Annotated in this window: 2 protein-coding genes; both read right to left on the bottom strand. The window is 74.6% G+C overall.

What is annotated here, in order from left to right; all coding sequences use genetic code 11:
* On the bottom strand, nt 1-5,154 hold a 5,154-nt coding region (locus IE274_RS38735), incomplete at its 3' end, for a type I polyketide synthase (protein WP_190120651.1).
* An 83-nt stretch (nt 5,155-5,237) separates the two neighbouring features.
* A partial coding sequence (locus IE274_RS38730; protein ID WP_190120650.1) for a type I polyketide synthase occupies nt 5,238-15,670 on the bottom strand: 10,433 nt, incomplete at its 5' end.

Genomic DNA, 15,670 nt, shown 5'->3' with positions numbered 1-15,670 from the left:
CAGCGGCGTCAACACCCCCTGCCCGAACAGCTCCAGGACCTCCGCCAGCATCTCCTTGATGCGGTCGTGTCCGGCGTCGATCAGGTCGAAGCTCCGGTAGGTGACGCCGGAGTGGTCCTCGGCGATGGTGGCCGGGTCGCGGAGGTCGGTCTTGCCCATCTCCACGAACCGCCCGCCACGCGGCAGCAGCCGCAGCGAGGCGTCCACGAACTCCCGCGCCAGGGAGTTCAGTACGACGTCGACGCCCCGGCCCTCGGTCCCTGCCAGCACCGACGTCTCGAAGTCCAGCGTGCGGGATGAGGCGATACGCGAGTCGTCGAGGCCGAGGCCCCGCAGCACGTCCCACTTGCCGGTGCTGGCCGTGCCGTACACCTCGGCACCGAAGTGCCGGGCGAGCTGCGTCGCGGCCATGCCCACACCACCGGCGGCGGCGTGCACCAGGACCGACTCACCGGCTTCGAGACCGGCGAGGTCCCGCAGCGCGTAGTACGCCGTGAGGAACACCGTCGGCACCGACGCCGCCTGCGCGAACGACCAGCCCTCCGGCATCCGGGCCAGCATCCGCGCGTCCGCGACGGACAGGGGCGCGAAGCCGCCCTCGAGGAGACCGAGGACCCGGTCGCCGACGGCCAGATCCGTCACCTCGGAGCCGACCTCGACGACGACACCGGCGCCTTCGGTGCCCATCACCGCGTCGCCGGGGTACATGCCCAGGGCGATCAGCGGGTCACGGAAGTTGACCCCCGCGGCGCGCACGGAGACCCGTACCTCGCGCGGTTCCAACGCCCGGCCGCCGGACACCTCGGCGTCGTCGGCGACGGGAAGCAGCGCCAGGTTCTCCAGCGTGCCCCGGCCCGTGACCCCCAACTGCCAGGACTCGCCCGCCGGGACCGGCAGCGCGCCCCCGCCGGCCCGCACGAGGCGCGGCGCCCACACCACGTCCCCGCGCACCGCCACCTGCGGCTCGTCCAGTTCGAGGACGCCGGGCAGCTGCCCAAGCGCCGCCGCCGAGCCGTCGACGTCCACCAGGGCGAGACGGCCCGGGTTCTCCGACTGCGCCGACCGCAGCAGGCCCCACACCGGGGCGTCCACCAGGCCCGCGGCCGACACGACGTCACCGGAGCCCACGCCCACGGCACCGGAGGTCACCACGACCAGACGCGACTCGTCGCCGCGCTCGAAGGCCAGCCACTCCCCCACGGTGCGCAGGGCGTCGTTGAGGGAAGCGCGCACGTTTCCGGCGATGCCCGGCGTGTGGTCGGCGGACGCGGCACAGGCGACGAAGACGGACTCCGGGGCAGCGGCGCCGCCGTCGACAGCGGCGGCCAGCTCGGCCACGTCCGGGTACGCCGTCACCGTCGCACCGGCACGCTCCAGCGCCCCGCGCAGCCCCCACGCGTCCGTGCCCAGGACGGCGCAGGCGCTCGGCGCGGTGGCGGGCGCGGGCACCACGCTCCAGTCCACGCGGTACAGCGAGTCGTGGCGACCGGCCTGGTCGGAACCCGCGTCCGGCACCGCGAGGGGCCGCAGGACGAGGGAGTCGACGGCGGCCACCGGCTCGCCGGAGGCATCGGCGACGGAGAGGGACACGCCGTCGGTCCCGGCGGCAGTGAGGCGCACGCGCAGCGCGGCCGCGCCGGTCGCGTGCAGGGTCACGCCGGTCCAGGAGAAGGGCATGCGGCCCTGCTCGGTGTCGGACACGAAGGTGCCGAGGCCCAGCGGGTGCAGGGCGGCGTCGAGGAGCGCCGGGTGCAGTCCGTACGCGGCGGCCTCGTCCTGGTCGGCCTCGGGCAGCGCGACCTCGGCGAAGAGTTCGTCGCCGCGCCGCCACACCGACCGCAGGCCCCGGAACGCCGACCCGTAGCTGAATCCGGCGGCGGCGAGGCTGTCGTACAGCGCGTCGGTGTCGGCCCGCTCGGCGTCGGCCGGGGGCCACTGGGTGAGGTCGACGTCGGCGGGGCGGGCGGCCGGGGCGGGGGCGAGGGTTCCGGTGGCGTGGCGCTGCCAGGGCTCGTCGGACCACAGGTCGTCCGAGGTCGCCTGCTGGGGGCGCGAGTAGAGGTTCACCGGGCGGCGGCCGAAGGTGTCGGCGGCGCCCACGGCGAGCTGCACCTGTACGCCGCCGCGCTGCGGCAGGACGAGGGGTGCCTGGAGGGTCAGCTCCTCCAGGTGCGCGCAGCCGACGCGGTGTCCGGCGTGCAGGGCCAGCTCGACGAAGGCCGTGGCGGGCAGCAGGACCGTGCCGCCGAGGGCGTGGCCCGCGAGCCACGGGTGGGTCGCGAGGGAGAGTCTGCCCGTGAAGAGGTAGCCGTCCATGTCGGCGAGCGCGACGGCGGCGCCGAACAGCGGGTGCTCCGCCGGGCTCAGCCCGGTCGCGTGCACGTCACCGGTGCCGCCGACGCCGGGACGCGGCCAGTAGCGCTCGTGCTGGAAGGCGTACGTGGGCAGATCGACGCGGCGGCGCGGCTGGGACGCGTACAGCGGGGACCAGTCGACGTCGACTCCGCGCACGTGGGCCTTGGCGAGGGCGGTCAGGAACGTGTCCGGCTCGGGGCGGTCCTTGCGGAGGGCGCCGATGAGGCCGACCTGGGCGTCCGTCTCGCTGAGGGTGTCGTCCGCCATCGCCGTGAGGACGGAGTCGGGGCCCAGCTCCAGCAGGGTCGACACACCGAAGCCGGTGAGCGCGCCGACTCCGTCGTGGAAGCGGACGGCCTCGCGGATGTGGCGGACCCAGTAGTCGGGGTCCTTCAGCTCGCTCGCGGTGGCGAGGCGCCCGGTGACGTTGGAGACGACCGGGAGGACGGTGTCCTGGTAGGTCAGGTTCGCGGCGACCTTGCGGAAGTCCGCAAGGATCGGGTCCATCAGGGGCGAGTGGAAGGCGTGGGAGACCTTCAGCCAGCGGACCTTACGGCCCTCGGCGCGAAGCTTCTCCTCCAGGCCCTCCAGGACCGTGCGGTCACCGGAGAGCACCACCTGCGACGGGCCGTTGACGGCGGCCACACCGGCCCGGTCCTCCAGACCGGCGAGCAGCGGCAGTACCTCCGCCTCGGCCGCCTGCACCGCGAGCATCGCCCCGCCCTCGGGCAGCGACTGCATCAACCGGCCGCGCGCGGCGACCAGTTGGGCCGCATCCTCCAAGGACCACAGCCCGGCCACATACGCGGCGGCCAGCTCACCGATCGAGTGCCCACCGACGATCTCGGGCCGTACGCCGAAGGACTCGGCAAGGCGGTACAGGGCCACCTCGACGGCGAACAGTGCGGGCTGCGCATACCCCGTCTGCTCCAACAGCTCGGCATCCGTACCAAACATCACGTCCTGGAGCGAACGTTCTAGCTGCCCATCCAGATGCGCACACACCTCGTCCAGCGCCGAGGCGAACACCGGGAACGTCTCGTACAACTCCCGGCCCATACCGACCCGCTGACTGCCCTGGCCCGTGAACACGACCCCGAGACGGCCCTCGGCCACCGCACCCGACACCACACCCGGACCGTCGCCCCCGGAGGCGACCGTTTCCAGGCCGGACAGGAACTCGTCCCGGTCCTGGCCGAAGAGCACGGCGCGGTGTTCCAGCGGTGAGCGGCCCGACAGGAGGGACCAGCCCAGGTCGACGGGGTGGAGGGTGGTGTCGGCGGTGACGTGGTCGCGGATGCGCTCGGCCTGGGCGCGCAGGGCCTGGGCGCTGCGGCCCGACACCAGCCACGGGGTGGTGGTCGGGGGTGCCACGGCCGCCGTCGGCTCCGGCTCGGCGGGCTCCTCGGCGGGGGCCTGCTCGACGATGACGTGGGCGTTGGTGCCGCTCACGCCGAAGGAGGAGACGCCCGCGCGGCGGGGGCGCCCGGCCTCGGGCCAGGCGCGGGCCGAGTCGAGGAGTTCGACGGCGCCCGCCGTCCAGTCGACGTGGGTGCTGGGGCGGTCGGTGTGCAGGTTCTCGGGCAGGACGCCGTGCCGCATCGCCATGACCATCTTGATGACTCCGGCGACGCCCGAAGCGGCCTGGGTGTGGCCGATGTTGGACTTCACGGAGCCGAGGAGCAGCGGGCGGTCGGCGGGGCGGTCCTGGCCGTAGGTGGCGAGCAGGGCCTGGGCCTCGATGGGGTCGCCGAGGACCGTGCCGGTGCCGTGGCCCTCGACGGCGTCGATGTCGTCGGTGGCGAGGTGGGCGGCGGCGAGGGCCTGGCGGATGACGCGCTGCTGGGAGGGGCCGTTGGGGGCGGTCAGGCCGTTGCTCGCACCGTCCTGGTTCACGGCGGAGCCACGGACGACGGCGAGGACCTGGTGGCCGTTGCGGCGGGCGTCCGAGAGGCGTTCCAGGGCCAGGACGCCGACGCCCTCGCCCCAGCCGGTGCCGTCCGCGGCCTCGGCGAACGGCTTGCAGCGGCCGTCGGAGGCGAGGCCGCCCTGGCGGCTGAACTCCGCGAACGCGCCGGAGGTGACCATGACGGCGACACCGGCGGCGACGGCGAGGTCGCACTCGCCCTGCCGCAGTGCCTGCGCGGCCAGGTGCAGGGCGACGAGGGACGACGAGCAGGCGGTGTCGACGGTGACGGCCGGGCCTTCGAGGCCGAAGACGTACGACACGCGGCCGGAGATGACGCTGGAGACGTCACCGGTGAGGAGGTAGCCGTCGACGTTGTCGGGCGACGCCATCAGGGCGGGGCCGTAGCCCTGCGCGGTGGCGCCGACGAACACGCCGGTGCGGCTGCCGCGCAGGGAGGTCGGCGGGATGGCGGCCCGCTCGAAGGTCTCCCAGACGGACTCCAGGAGGAGGCGCTGCTGGGGGTCCATGGCCATGGCCTCGCGGGGCGAGATCCCGAAGAAGGCGGCGTCGAAGTCACCGGCGTCGTAGACGAAGCCGCCGCCGCGCTCGGGCCGGTCCGGGTCGCCGTCGCCGTCCTCCGTGCGACCGCCGAGCGCTTCGACGTCCCAGCCGCGGTCGGCGGGGAAGGCGGAGAGCGCGTCGCGGCCCTCGGCCACGAGCCGCCACAGGTCCTCCGGGCTGCTCACGTCGCCGGGGTAGCGGCAGCTCATTCCGACGATGGCGATGGGCTCGGGCTCCTCCGCCTCGGCGTCGCGCAGCCGCTGGCGCGTCTCGTGGAGGTCGGCGGTCACCCGCTTGAGGTAGTCGAGGAGCTTTTGCTGGTCCGCCATCGGAAACTCACCTGTTCGCGTAGTCACAGAAAAACCGCACCGGTCGGGCCGACCGGGCCGTGCACCGGCCCGGTCGGACTGAGTCAGGAAATGCCGAGTTCTTTGTCGATGAAGTCGAAGACCTCATCGGCGGACGCCGACTCGAGCCGCGAGGAGACCTCCTCGCCGTCGGCCGGCGCCTCGGCGTCCGCGCCCTTCCACTTCGACATCAGTGCCTCCAGGCGCATCGTGATGCGCATGCGGGCGCTGTCGTCGGGCGCGATGGAGCTGAGGCCCGCCTCCAGGCGGTCCAGCTCCTGGAGCGTGGAGTCCACCCCGGCGGCGTCGTCCTGGAGCAACTGCGTCCGCAGGTACTGGGCCAGGACGACGGACGTCGGGTAGTCGAACACGAGGGTGGCGGGCAGCCGGAGCCCCGTGGCCTTGTTGAGGCGGTTGCGGACCTCCACGGCCGTCAGGGAGTCGAAGCCGAGCTCCCGGAAGGCGCGGTGGGCGTCGACGGACTCCGCTCCGGTGTAGCCGAGCACGGCGGCCGCGTGGGTGCGCACGATGTCGAGCAGGATCACCTCGCGCTCGGGCTCGGTGAGCGGGGCCAGGCGGCGCCGCAGGCCGGCCGCCGCGTCGTCGCCGGTGCCCGCGTCGGCCGCCGGCTCGGCGGCCACGGACCGCGCGTACCGGCGGACCTCGGGCAGGTCACCGATGAACGGGCTGGTCCGCGCCGACGTGAAGGCGGGCGCGAACCGCTCCCAGTCCAGGTCGGCGACGGCCACGAACGTCTCGTCGTGCGCCACCGCCTGGGCGAGCGCGGCGACCGCGAGGTCCGGTGCCATCGGCCGCAGGCCGCGACGGCGGAACTGCTCCTCGCCGTCGTCCCCGGCCATGCCGCCCCCGGCCCACAGGCCCCACGCCACCGAGGTGGCGGTCAGGCCGCGGGCCCGGCGCCGCTCGGCGAGCGCGTCGAGGTGCGCGTTCGCGGCGGCGTACGCGCCCTGGCTGCCGCTGCCCCACACGCCCGCGTTGGACGAGAAGAGCACGAACGCGTCCAGCTCGTCGGTGTCGAGGAGCGCGTCGAGGTGCGCGGCGCCCGCGACCTTCGCCTCCAGGACGGCGGCGATGTCGGCGGCCGTCGTCTCGGCGAGGGGCTGGCCCTGGCCGACGCCCGCCGCGTGGAACACGGAGCGCAGCGTGTGCCCGTCCTCGACGAGTCGCCCGAGGAGCCCGGCGACGGCGTCACGGTCGGCCACGTCGCAGGCCGCGACGGTCACCTTGGCGCCCAACTCCTCCAGTTCCGCCTTGAGTTCGGCGGCGCCGGGGGCGTCCGGGCCGCGACGGCTGGTGAGGACGAGGTGCTCGACGCCCTCGCGGGCGAGCCAGCGCGCCACATGCCCGCCGATCGCACCCGTACCGCCGGTGACGAGTGCCGTACCGCGCGGCGACCACTCCCGCGCCTCGCCCGCACCGAGCGGCGCCCGCACGAACCGCCGCACGAGCACACCCGCCTGCCGCACCGCGAGCTGGTCCTCGTCCCCGGCGCCCGCGAGGATCCCGACGAGCTGCGACACGGCCCGCTTGTCGGGGTCCTGCGGTACGTCGACGAGGCCGCCCCAGCGGTCGGGGCACTCCAGGGCCGCGACCCGGCCGAGGCCCCACACCTGCGCCTGCGCGGGCAGGGCGGCGGGGTCGGCGGGGCCGGTGGCGACGGCGCCCCGGGTGACGGCCCACAGCCGCGCCCCGATTCCGGCGTCGCCGAGGGCCTGGACGAGGGTGAAGGTGCCGCCGAGAGCGGCGGGGACACCCGGCTGGTCGGCACGGGCACCCGCGCCGGTGGCGGACTCGTCGAGGGCGGACTCGTCGAGGGCGAGCAGGGAGAGCACGCCGGTCGGTTCCGCCGGGTCGGCGGCGGCCAGTTCACGCAGCCGCTCGGCCAGCGCCTCGCGCGTCATCTCACCTGCGGGGACGCGGAGTTCGTGCACCTGGGCGCCGGACTGCGCCAGGGCCTCGATGACGGCGGCACGCCACGCCTGCGACCCGTCGGCCTGCTCCGGCGCGCCCTGCCGCTGCGGCTCCTCCGGTACGACGACCAGCCAGCGGCCCGTCGGACCGGCGGCCGGAAGCTCGCCCGCGAGGGGCTCCCAGGCGACCTGGTAGCGCCAGCTGTCGAGGGTCGCCCGCTCGCGCCGCTGGCGCCGCCAGGACGAGAGGACCGGCAGGACCGCGCCGAGCTCGGCGGCCGGACCGTCCGCGACGTCCAGCTCGGCCGCGAGGCCTTCCAGGTCCTCGCGTTCCACGGCGTCCCAGAACCGCGACTCCACCTCGTCGGTGGCGAGCGGCGCACCCTCCGGCTGCTCCTCCTCCTGCGGGGCGAGCAGCCAGTAGTGGTCGCGCTGGAAGGCGTACGTGGGCAGGTCGACGGTGGCACGGGCGCCCGGGTAGAGGGCTGCCCAGTCCAACTCGGCGCCGTGGGCGTGCGCTTCGGCGATCGAGGCGAGCAGCCGGTTGGCGCCGCCGTCGTCGCGGCGGAGGGAGCCGAGGGTGACGGCCTGGCTGTCGGTCGCGTCGATGGTGGCCTGCACCGGGACGGTCAGGACCGGGTGCGGGCTCATCTCCAGGAACAGCCCGTGCCCCTCGGTCAGGAGGCCGCGGGTGGCGTGCTCGAAGAGGACCGTCTGACGGAGGTTGCGGTACCAATAGCCCGAATCCATCGGGGTGTTGGCGTCCAGCCACTCCCCCGTCAGCGTCGAGAACAGGGGCACCTCGGCCGCCTGCGGGTCCACCCCGGCCAGCGCCTCAGCGATCTGCTCCTCGATCTGCTCCACATACGAGGAGTGCGAGGCGTAGTCCACCGGGATCGTCCGGGCGCGGATGTCCTGGGCGACACACTGGGCGACCAGTTCTTCCAGCGCCTCGGGCTCACCGGAGACGACGACCTGGGCCGGACCGTTGACGGCGGCCAGCTCGATCCGGCCGCCCCAGGCAGCGATCAGTTCCCGCACCTCGGCCTCGGGCAGCGGCACGGACACCATCCCGCCCTTGCCCGACAGCTCCCGGATCGCCAGGCTCCGCAGCGCCACGACACGGGCCGCGTCCCGCAAGGTCAGCGCGCCCGCGACGCAGGCGGCGGCGATCTCGCCCTGACTGTGCCCGACCACGGCGGCAGGCTGAACTCCCGCCGCCTGCCAGGTCGCGGCCAGCGACACCATCACGGCGAACAGGACCGGCTGCACCACATCCACCCGGTCGAAGTTGTCCCCACTCAGCTCCTCAAGCAGGTCCCACTCCACGAACTCCGACAGCGCGTCCGCGCACTCCCGCATCCGATCGGCGAACACCGGACTGGAGTCGAGCAGCTCACGCGCCATCCCGGCCCACTGCGACCCCTGCCCCGGGAACACGAACACCGGCCGGACGATGCCGCCCAGCGCCCGTCCGGACACCACCTGCGTGGCGGCCGCGTCCTCCTGAGTGAGCGCGTCGAGCCCGGCGAGCAGTTCGTCCCGGTCCCGCCCGAGGACGACGCCCCGATGCTCGAACCGCGACCGTGACACCGCCAACGACCAGGCCACATCGTCCAGTTCGAGGCTGCCCCGGGTGACGAGGTGTTCCCGGAGGCGCGCGGCCTGGTCCCGCAGCGCGCCCTCGGACTTCGCCGAGAGGGCCAGCGGTACGACCCCGGCCACCACCGGCGACGGCACGGCAGCACCGTCGTCGCTGTCGGCCCCGACGGGCTGCGGCTGTTCGGCGGCCGGGAGCTGTTCCAGGATGACGTGGGCGTTCGTACCGCTCATGCCGAAGGAGGAGACGCCCGCGCGGCGGGGCGCGTCGCCCCGCTCGGGCCAGTCGCGGGCCTCGGTCAGGAGCGCGACGGCGCCTTCGGTCCAGTCGACCTCGGGAGTCGGCTCGTCGACGTGGAGCGTCTGGGGCAGCACGCCGTGGTGCATGGCGAGGACCATCTTCATGACGCCCGCGACGCCGGAGGCGGCCTGACTGTGGCCGATGTTGGACTTGATGGAGCCCAGCCACAGGGGTTCGCCGCTGTCCGGGCGCTCCTGGCCGTAGGTGGCGAGGAGGGCCTGCGCCTCGATCGGGTCGCCGAGCGTGGTGCCGGTGCCGTGGGCCTCGACCGCGTCGACGTCGGCGGGGGTGAGCCGGGCGTTGGCGAGGGCCTGGCGGATGACGCGCTGCTGGGACGGCCCGTTGGGGGCGGTCAGGCCGTTGCTGGCGCCGTCCTGGTTGATCGCCGAGCCGCGGACCACCGCGAGGACCTGGTGGCCGTTGCGCTGGGCGTCGGACAGGCGCTCCAGGAGCACCATGCCGACGCCCTCGGCCATGCCCATGCCGTCGGCCGCGGCGGCGAAGGCCTTGCAGCGGCCGTCGTCGGCGAGGCCGCGCTGCTGGCTGAAGGCGATGAGCGCGCCGGGCGACGACATCACGGCGACGCCGCCGGCGAGCGCGAGGGAGCACTCGCCCTGGCGCAGGGCCTGGGCCGCCAGGTGCATGGCGACGAGCGACGACGAGCAGGCCGTGTCGACCGTGACCGCCGGGCCTTCGAGGCCGAAGCTGTAGGCGATGCGGCCGGAGATGACGCTGGGCGCGCTGCCGGTGAGGATGTGGCCCTCGGAGCCCGCGGACACCTGGCCGGGGCCGGTGCCGTAGTCCTGGTAGTTGGTGCCGACGAACACTCCGGCGGCCTCGCCGCGCACCGCGCGCGGGTCGACCCCGGCGCGCTCGAAGGCCTCCCAGGAGGTCTCCAGGAGCAGGCGCTGCTGCGGGTCCATGGCCAGGGCCTCGCGCGGCGAGATGCCGAAGAAGGCCGGGTCGAAGGCGCCCGCGTCGTGCAGGAAGCCGCCGCCCCTGGTCGTGGTGGTGCCGGGGGTCTCCGGGTCCGGGTCGTAGAGGTGGGCGATGTCCCAGCCGCGGTTGGCGGGGTAGCCGCCGACGACGTCGGCGCGTCCTTCGAGGACCTCCCACATGCGCTCGGGGCTGCTGATGCCGCCCGGGTAGCGGCAGCTCATCGCGACGATGGCGATGGGCTCGTCGGTGGCCGCGGCGACGGTGGCGACGGGCGCGGCGGTGGCGGCCTTGTCGGCGCCGAGGACCTGGGTGCGCAGGTACGCGGCCAGGGCGGTGCCGTTGGGGTGGTCGAAGACGACCGTGGTGGGCAGCTTGAGGCCGGTGCCGGCACCGAGGCGGTTGCGCAGGTCGACGGCGGTGAGCGAGTCGAACCCGAACTCGCGGAAGGCCCGCTCGGGGTCGAGGGCCTGCGCGGACTCGTAGCCGAGGACGGCGGCCGCGTGGGTGAGGACGAGGTCGAGCAGGACGCGGTTCTGCTCGGGTCCGGCGAGGCCGGTCAGGCGCTCCCGCAGCGCGGCCGCCTTGGACGGCGTGTCGCCGCCGTCCTCCGCGCTGTCGGTGCCGCCCTGGGAGGCGAGGACGCGCTGGGCGTCGGGCAGGTCGGCGAGGAGCGGGCGGGCGCGCCGCGAGGTGAACACGGGCACGAACTGGTCCCAGTCCACGTCGGCGAGCGCCAGGAACGTCTCGTCGTCGTCGAGGGTCTGCCGCATGCCCGCGAACGCGAGGTCCGGGTCGAGGAACGGCAGTCCCTGGCGGCGCAGTTGCTCCGGGTCGACGTCGATCGGCGCGCTGCCGCTCAGGTACGGGTTGACGACGTTCCACACGCCCCAGGCGATGGATGTCGCGGTCAGGCCGCGTGCCCTGCGGTGCTCGGCGAGGGCGTCGAGGTGCGCGTTGGCGGCGGCGTACGCGGCGTGGTCGCCGCTGCCCCAGACGCCCGCGATGGACGAGAACAGCACGAACGCGTCGAGGTCCGCGCCGTCCAGGAGCTCGTCCAGGACGACGGCGCCCGCGACCTTCGCCGCGACGATCTCCGCGAACTCATCGAGGGTGGTGGTGGCGATCGGCGCCAGCTCGATGAGCGCGGCGGCGTGGATGACGGCGCGCAGAGTGTGGCCGTCGGCGGTGAGCTGGTCGAGCAGTGCGGCGACGGCGTCGCGGTCGGCGACGTCGCAGGCCGCGATGGTGACCTGGACGCCCAACTCCTCGAGTTTGGTGCGGAGTTCGTCGGCGCCGGGCGCGGCCGGGCCGCGGCGGCTGGTCAGGACGAGGTGCTCGGCGCCCTCGCGGGCGAGCCAGCGGGCCATGTGGGGGCCGAGGGCGCCGGTGCCGCCGGTGATGAGGACGGTACCGCGGGGAGTCCACTTGTCCTGCGCGGACGCGGCGGTCTTGTCCTTCGCGGCCGCGGCGGGCTCGGCGCGGACGAGGCGGCGTACGAAGACTCCGGAGCCGCGCACGGCGAGCTGGTCCTCGTCGCCGACGCCCGCGAGGATCCCGGCGAACCGGGCCGCGGCGCGGCTGTCGGGGGTGGCGGGCAGGTCGACGAGGCCGCCCCAGCGCTCGGGGTGCTCCAGGGCCACCACGCGGCCGAGGCCCCAGGTCTGCGCCTGGGCGGGGCTCTCCACCTGGTCGTTGCGGCCGGTGGAGACGGCTCCGCTGGAGACCGCCCACAGCTTCGCGTCGACCTCGACGTCACCCAGGGCCTGGACGAGCGCCACGGTGCCCGCGAGACCGGCGGGCAGCACGGGCTGCTCCGGGTGCGGGTCCTCGGCGAGGGCCAGCAGGGACACCACACCGACGGGCTCCGGCCCGTCGGGGGTGAGCTGCTCGCGCAGCCGCCCGGCCAGCGTCTCCCGGTTCAGCTCCGCGCCGCTCACACGGACTTCGGTGACGTCCGCACCGGCCTGCGCCAGCGCCTCGGTGACGCCCGCGACCCACGGGTGCGCGGCAGCCTCCTCCGGTACGACGACCAGCCAGCGGCCCGTCAGGACCGGCCCGGGCAGCGCACCGCTCGCCAGCGACTTCCAGGTGACCCGGTAGCGCCAGCCGTCCACGGTGGACTTCTCACGCCGCTGCCGCCGCCACGACGACAGGACGGGCAGGACCTCGCCGAGCCCGGCGGCGGAACCGTCCGCCACCTCCAGCTCGGCCGCCAGGCCCGCCAGGTCCTCGCGCTCCACGGCCTCCCAGAAGCGTGCCTCCACCTCGTCCACGGCGGGGGTGGGCTCGGCGCCCGCCTCCTGCTCCGGCGAGAGGAGCCAGTAGTGCTGGCGCTGGAAGGCGTACGTGGGCAGGTCGACGGTGGCACGGGCGCCCGGGAGGAGCGCCTGCCAGTCCAGCTCGGCGCCGTGCGTGTGCGCTTCGGCGAGGGAGGCGGCGAGACGGTCGGCGCCGCCGTCGTCGCGGCGCAGGGAGCCGAGGGCCACTGCCGCGCCCTCGCGTCCGGCGGCCTCGATGGTGGCTTGGACGGGGACGGTGAGCACCGGGTGGGGGCTCATCTCCAGGAACAGGTCGTGCCCCTCGGCGAGGAGGCCGCGGGTGGCGTGCTCGAAGAGGACGGTCTGGCGCAGGTTGCGGTACCAGTACCCGGCATCCATCGGGGTGTTGGCGCCCAGCCACTCCCCTGTGAGGGTCGAGTACAGCGGGACCTCGGCGGCCTGCGGGGCCACCCCGGCCAGCGCCTCGGCTATCCGGGCCTCGATCTGCTCCACGTATGCGGAGTGCGAGGCGTAGTCGACGGGGATCGTGCGGGCGCGGACATCGCGGGCCACGCACTGCGCGACCAGTTCCTCCAGCGCGTCCGGCTCACCGGAGACCACGACCTGAGCGGGACCGTTCACGGCCGCGACCGACACCCGGTCGCCCCACGCGGTGATCAGCTCCCGCACCTCGGCCTCGGGCAGCGGCACGGACACCATGCCGCCCTTGCCGGACAGCTCCCGGATGGCGAGGCTGCGCAGCGCGACCACGCGGGCGGCGTCCCGCAGCGACAAGGCGCCCGCGACACACGCGGCCGCGATCTCACCCTGGCTGTGCCCGACGACAGCCGCAGGCTGAACGCCCGCCGCGCGCCAGGCCTCGGCCAGCGACACCATCACGGCGAACAGCACGGGCTGGACCACATCCACGTGGTCGAACCGCTCGCCGTTCAGCTCTTCGATCAGGTCCCAGTCCACGAACTCGGACAGGGCGTCCGCGCACTCCCGCATGCGGGCGGCGAACACCGGGCTGGAGTCCAGGAGTTCACGGGCCATCCCGGTCCACTGCGAGCCCTGCCCCGGGAACACGAACACCGGCCGGGCCGAGCCACCCAGCGCGCGCCCCGTGACGACGTTCTGCGCGCTCGCGTCGTCCTGTGCCAGCCGATCGAGCCCGGCGAGCAGCTCGTCCCGGTCGCCGCCGAGGACGACGCCCCGGTACTCGAACCGCGACCGCGACACCGCCAACGACCAGGCGACGTCGCCCAGTTCGAGACCGGCATCGGCCAGGAGATGTGCCCGCAGCCGTGCGGCCTGGTCCCGGAGCGCGCCCTCGGTCTTCGCCGAGAGTGCCAGCGGTACGACGCCCGCGACCACCGGCGACGGCGCGACACCGGCGGCCTCCGGCGCCGCGGCCGACGGGCCCTGCTCCAGGATCACGTGCGCGTTCGTCCCGCTCACGCCGAACGACGACACGCCCGCGCGGCGCGGCGCGCCGCCGTCCCGCTCGGGCCAGGCGCGGGACTCCGCGAGGAGTTCCACGGTGCCCGCCGACCAGTCGACCTCGGGGGTCGGCGCGTCCATGTTCAGGGTGCGCGGCAGGACGCCGTGGCGCATCGCCATGACCATCTTGATGACACCGGCGACACCGGCGGCGGCCTGGGTGTGGCCGATGTTGGACTTCACGGAGCCGAGGAGCAGCGGCTGGTCGGCCGGGCGCTCCTTGCCGTAGGTCGCGATGAGGGCCTGGGCCTCGATGGGGTCGCCGAGGGGTGTGCCGGTGCCGTGGGCCTCGACGGCGTCGACGTCCGTGGTCGTGAGGCGGGCGTTGGCGAGGGCCTGGGTGATGACGCGCTGCTGGGACGGCCCGTTGGGGGCGGTCAGGCCGTTGCTGGCGCCGTCCTGGTTGATCGCGGAGCCGCGGACGACTGCGAGGACCTGGTGGCCGTTGCGCTGGGCGTCGGACAGGCGCTCCAGGACGAGCATGCCCACGCCCTCGCCCCAGCTGGTGCCGTCGGCGGCGGCCGCGAACGGCTTGCAGCGGCCGTCGGGGGCCAGGCCGCGCTGGCGGCTGAACTCCAGGAAGGTGCCCGCCGTGGGCATGACCGTCACGCCGCCCGCGAGGGCCAGCGAGCACTCGCCCTGCCGCAGCGCCTGCGCGGCCAGGTGCAGGGCGACGAGCGACGACGAGCAGGCCGTGTCGACCGTGACCGCCGGGCCTTCCAGGCCGAAGGAGTACGAGATGCGGCCCGAGGCGATGGCACCGGAGCTGCCGGTGCCGAGGTAGCCGCCGAGGTCCTCGGGGACGCTCGCGAGCTGGGAGCCGTACTCGTGGTAGATGAGTCCGGCGAAGACGCCCGTGGGGCTGCCGTGCAGCGTGGCGGGGTCGATTCCGGCGCGCTCGATGGCCTCCCAGGACGTCTCCAGGAGCAGGCGCTGCTGCGGGTCCATGGCCAGGGCCTCGCGCGGGGAGATGCCGAAGAACGCGGCGTCGAACTCGCCCGCGTCGTGCAGGAAGCCGCCCTCGCGGGCGTAGCTGGTGCCGACGCGGTTGGGGTCGGGGTCGTAGAGGGACGCCGTGTCCCAGCCGCGGCCCTCCGGGAACTCGGTGATGGCCTCTTCGCCGTCGGTGAGGAGCCGCCACAGGTCTTCGGGGGTGTGGACGCCGCCGGGGAAGCGGCAGCTCATCGCGACGATGGCGATGGGCTCGTCCTGGGCCGCGACCGCCGTCTGCGCGCTCCGGCCGGTGGCCGCGCCCGGGGCGGCGGCGAGGTCGCCGAGGATCTCGGTGCCGAGGTACTGGGCGAGGACCTTCGGCGTCGGGTAGTCGAAGACGAGGCTGGCGGGCAGCCGCAGCTCGGTCGCGGAGTTGAGGCGGTTGCGGAGTTCGACAGAGGTGAGCGAGTCGAAGCCCAGCTCCTTGAACGCCTTGGTGGGCGCCACGTCGTCACCGGACGCGTAGCCGAGGACGGCGGCCACCTGCGCGCGGACGAGGTCGAGGAGGGCGCGCTCGCGGTTCTCGGGGGCCAGCGCGACCAGTTGGTCGGCGAGCGAGGTCCCGGCCGCGGCGGGCCCGGACTCGACCACACGGCGGGTGCGTCCGCCGCCGCGGATGAGGCTCCGGAACAGCGGGGGCACGTCCGCGCCGAACTGTCGGCGCAGGGTGTCGAGGTGCAGCTTCATCGGGACGAGGGCGCCGTCGGGCTCCGCGAGGGAGGCGTCGAGGAGCGCGAGGCCCTCGTCGGCGGACAGGGCGGCGACTCCGGCCCGGTTCATCCGGTCGATGTCCTCGTCCGCCAACGCCCCGGCCATACCACCCTGGTCCGCCCACAGCCCCCACGCGAGCGACGTCGCAGGAAGACCCTGGGCACGACGGTGCTGAGCCAGCGCGTCCAAGAAGGCATTAGCGGCCGCATAGTTGGCCTGCCCCGCACTGCCCAGCACACCAGCAGCCGACGAGAACAGCACGA

This window comes from Streptomyces flavofungini, assembly GCF_014650815.1.
GTDB lineage: Bacteria > Actinomycetota > Actinomycetes > Streptomycetales > Streptomycetaceae > Streptomyces > Streptomyces flavofungini.
This window is presented reverse-complemented; position numbering and strand designations above follow the sequence as displayed.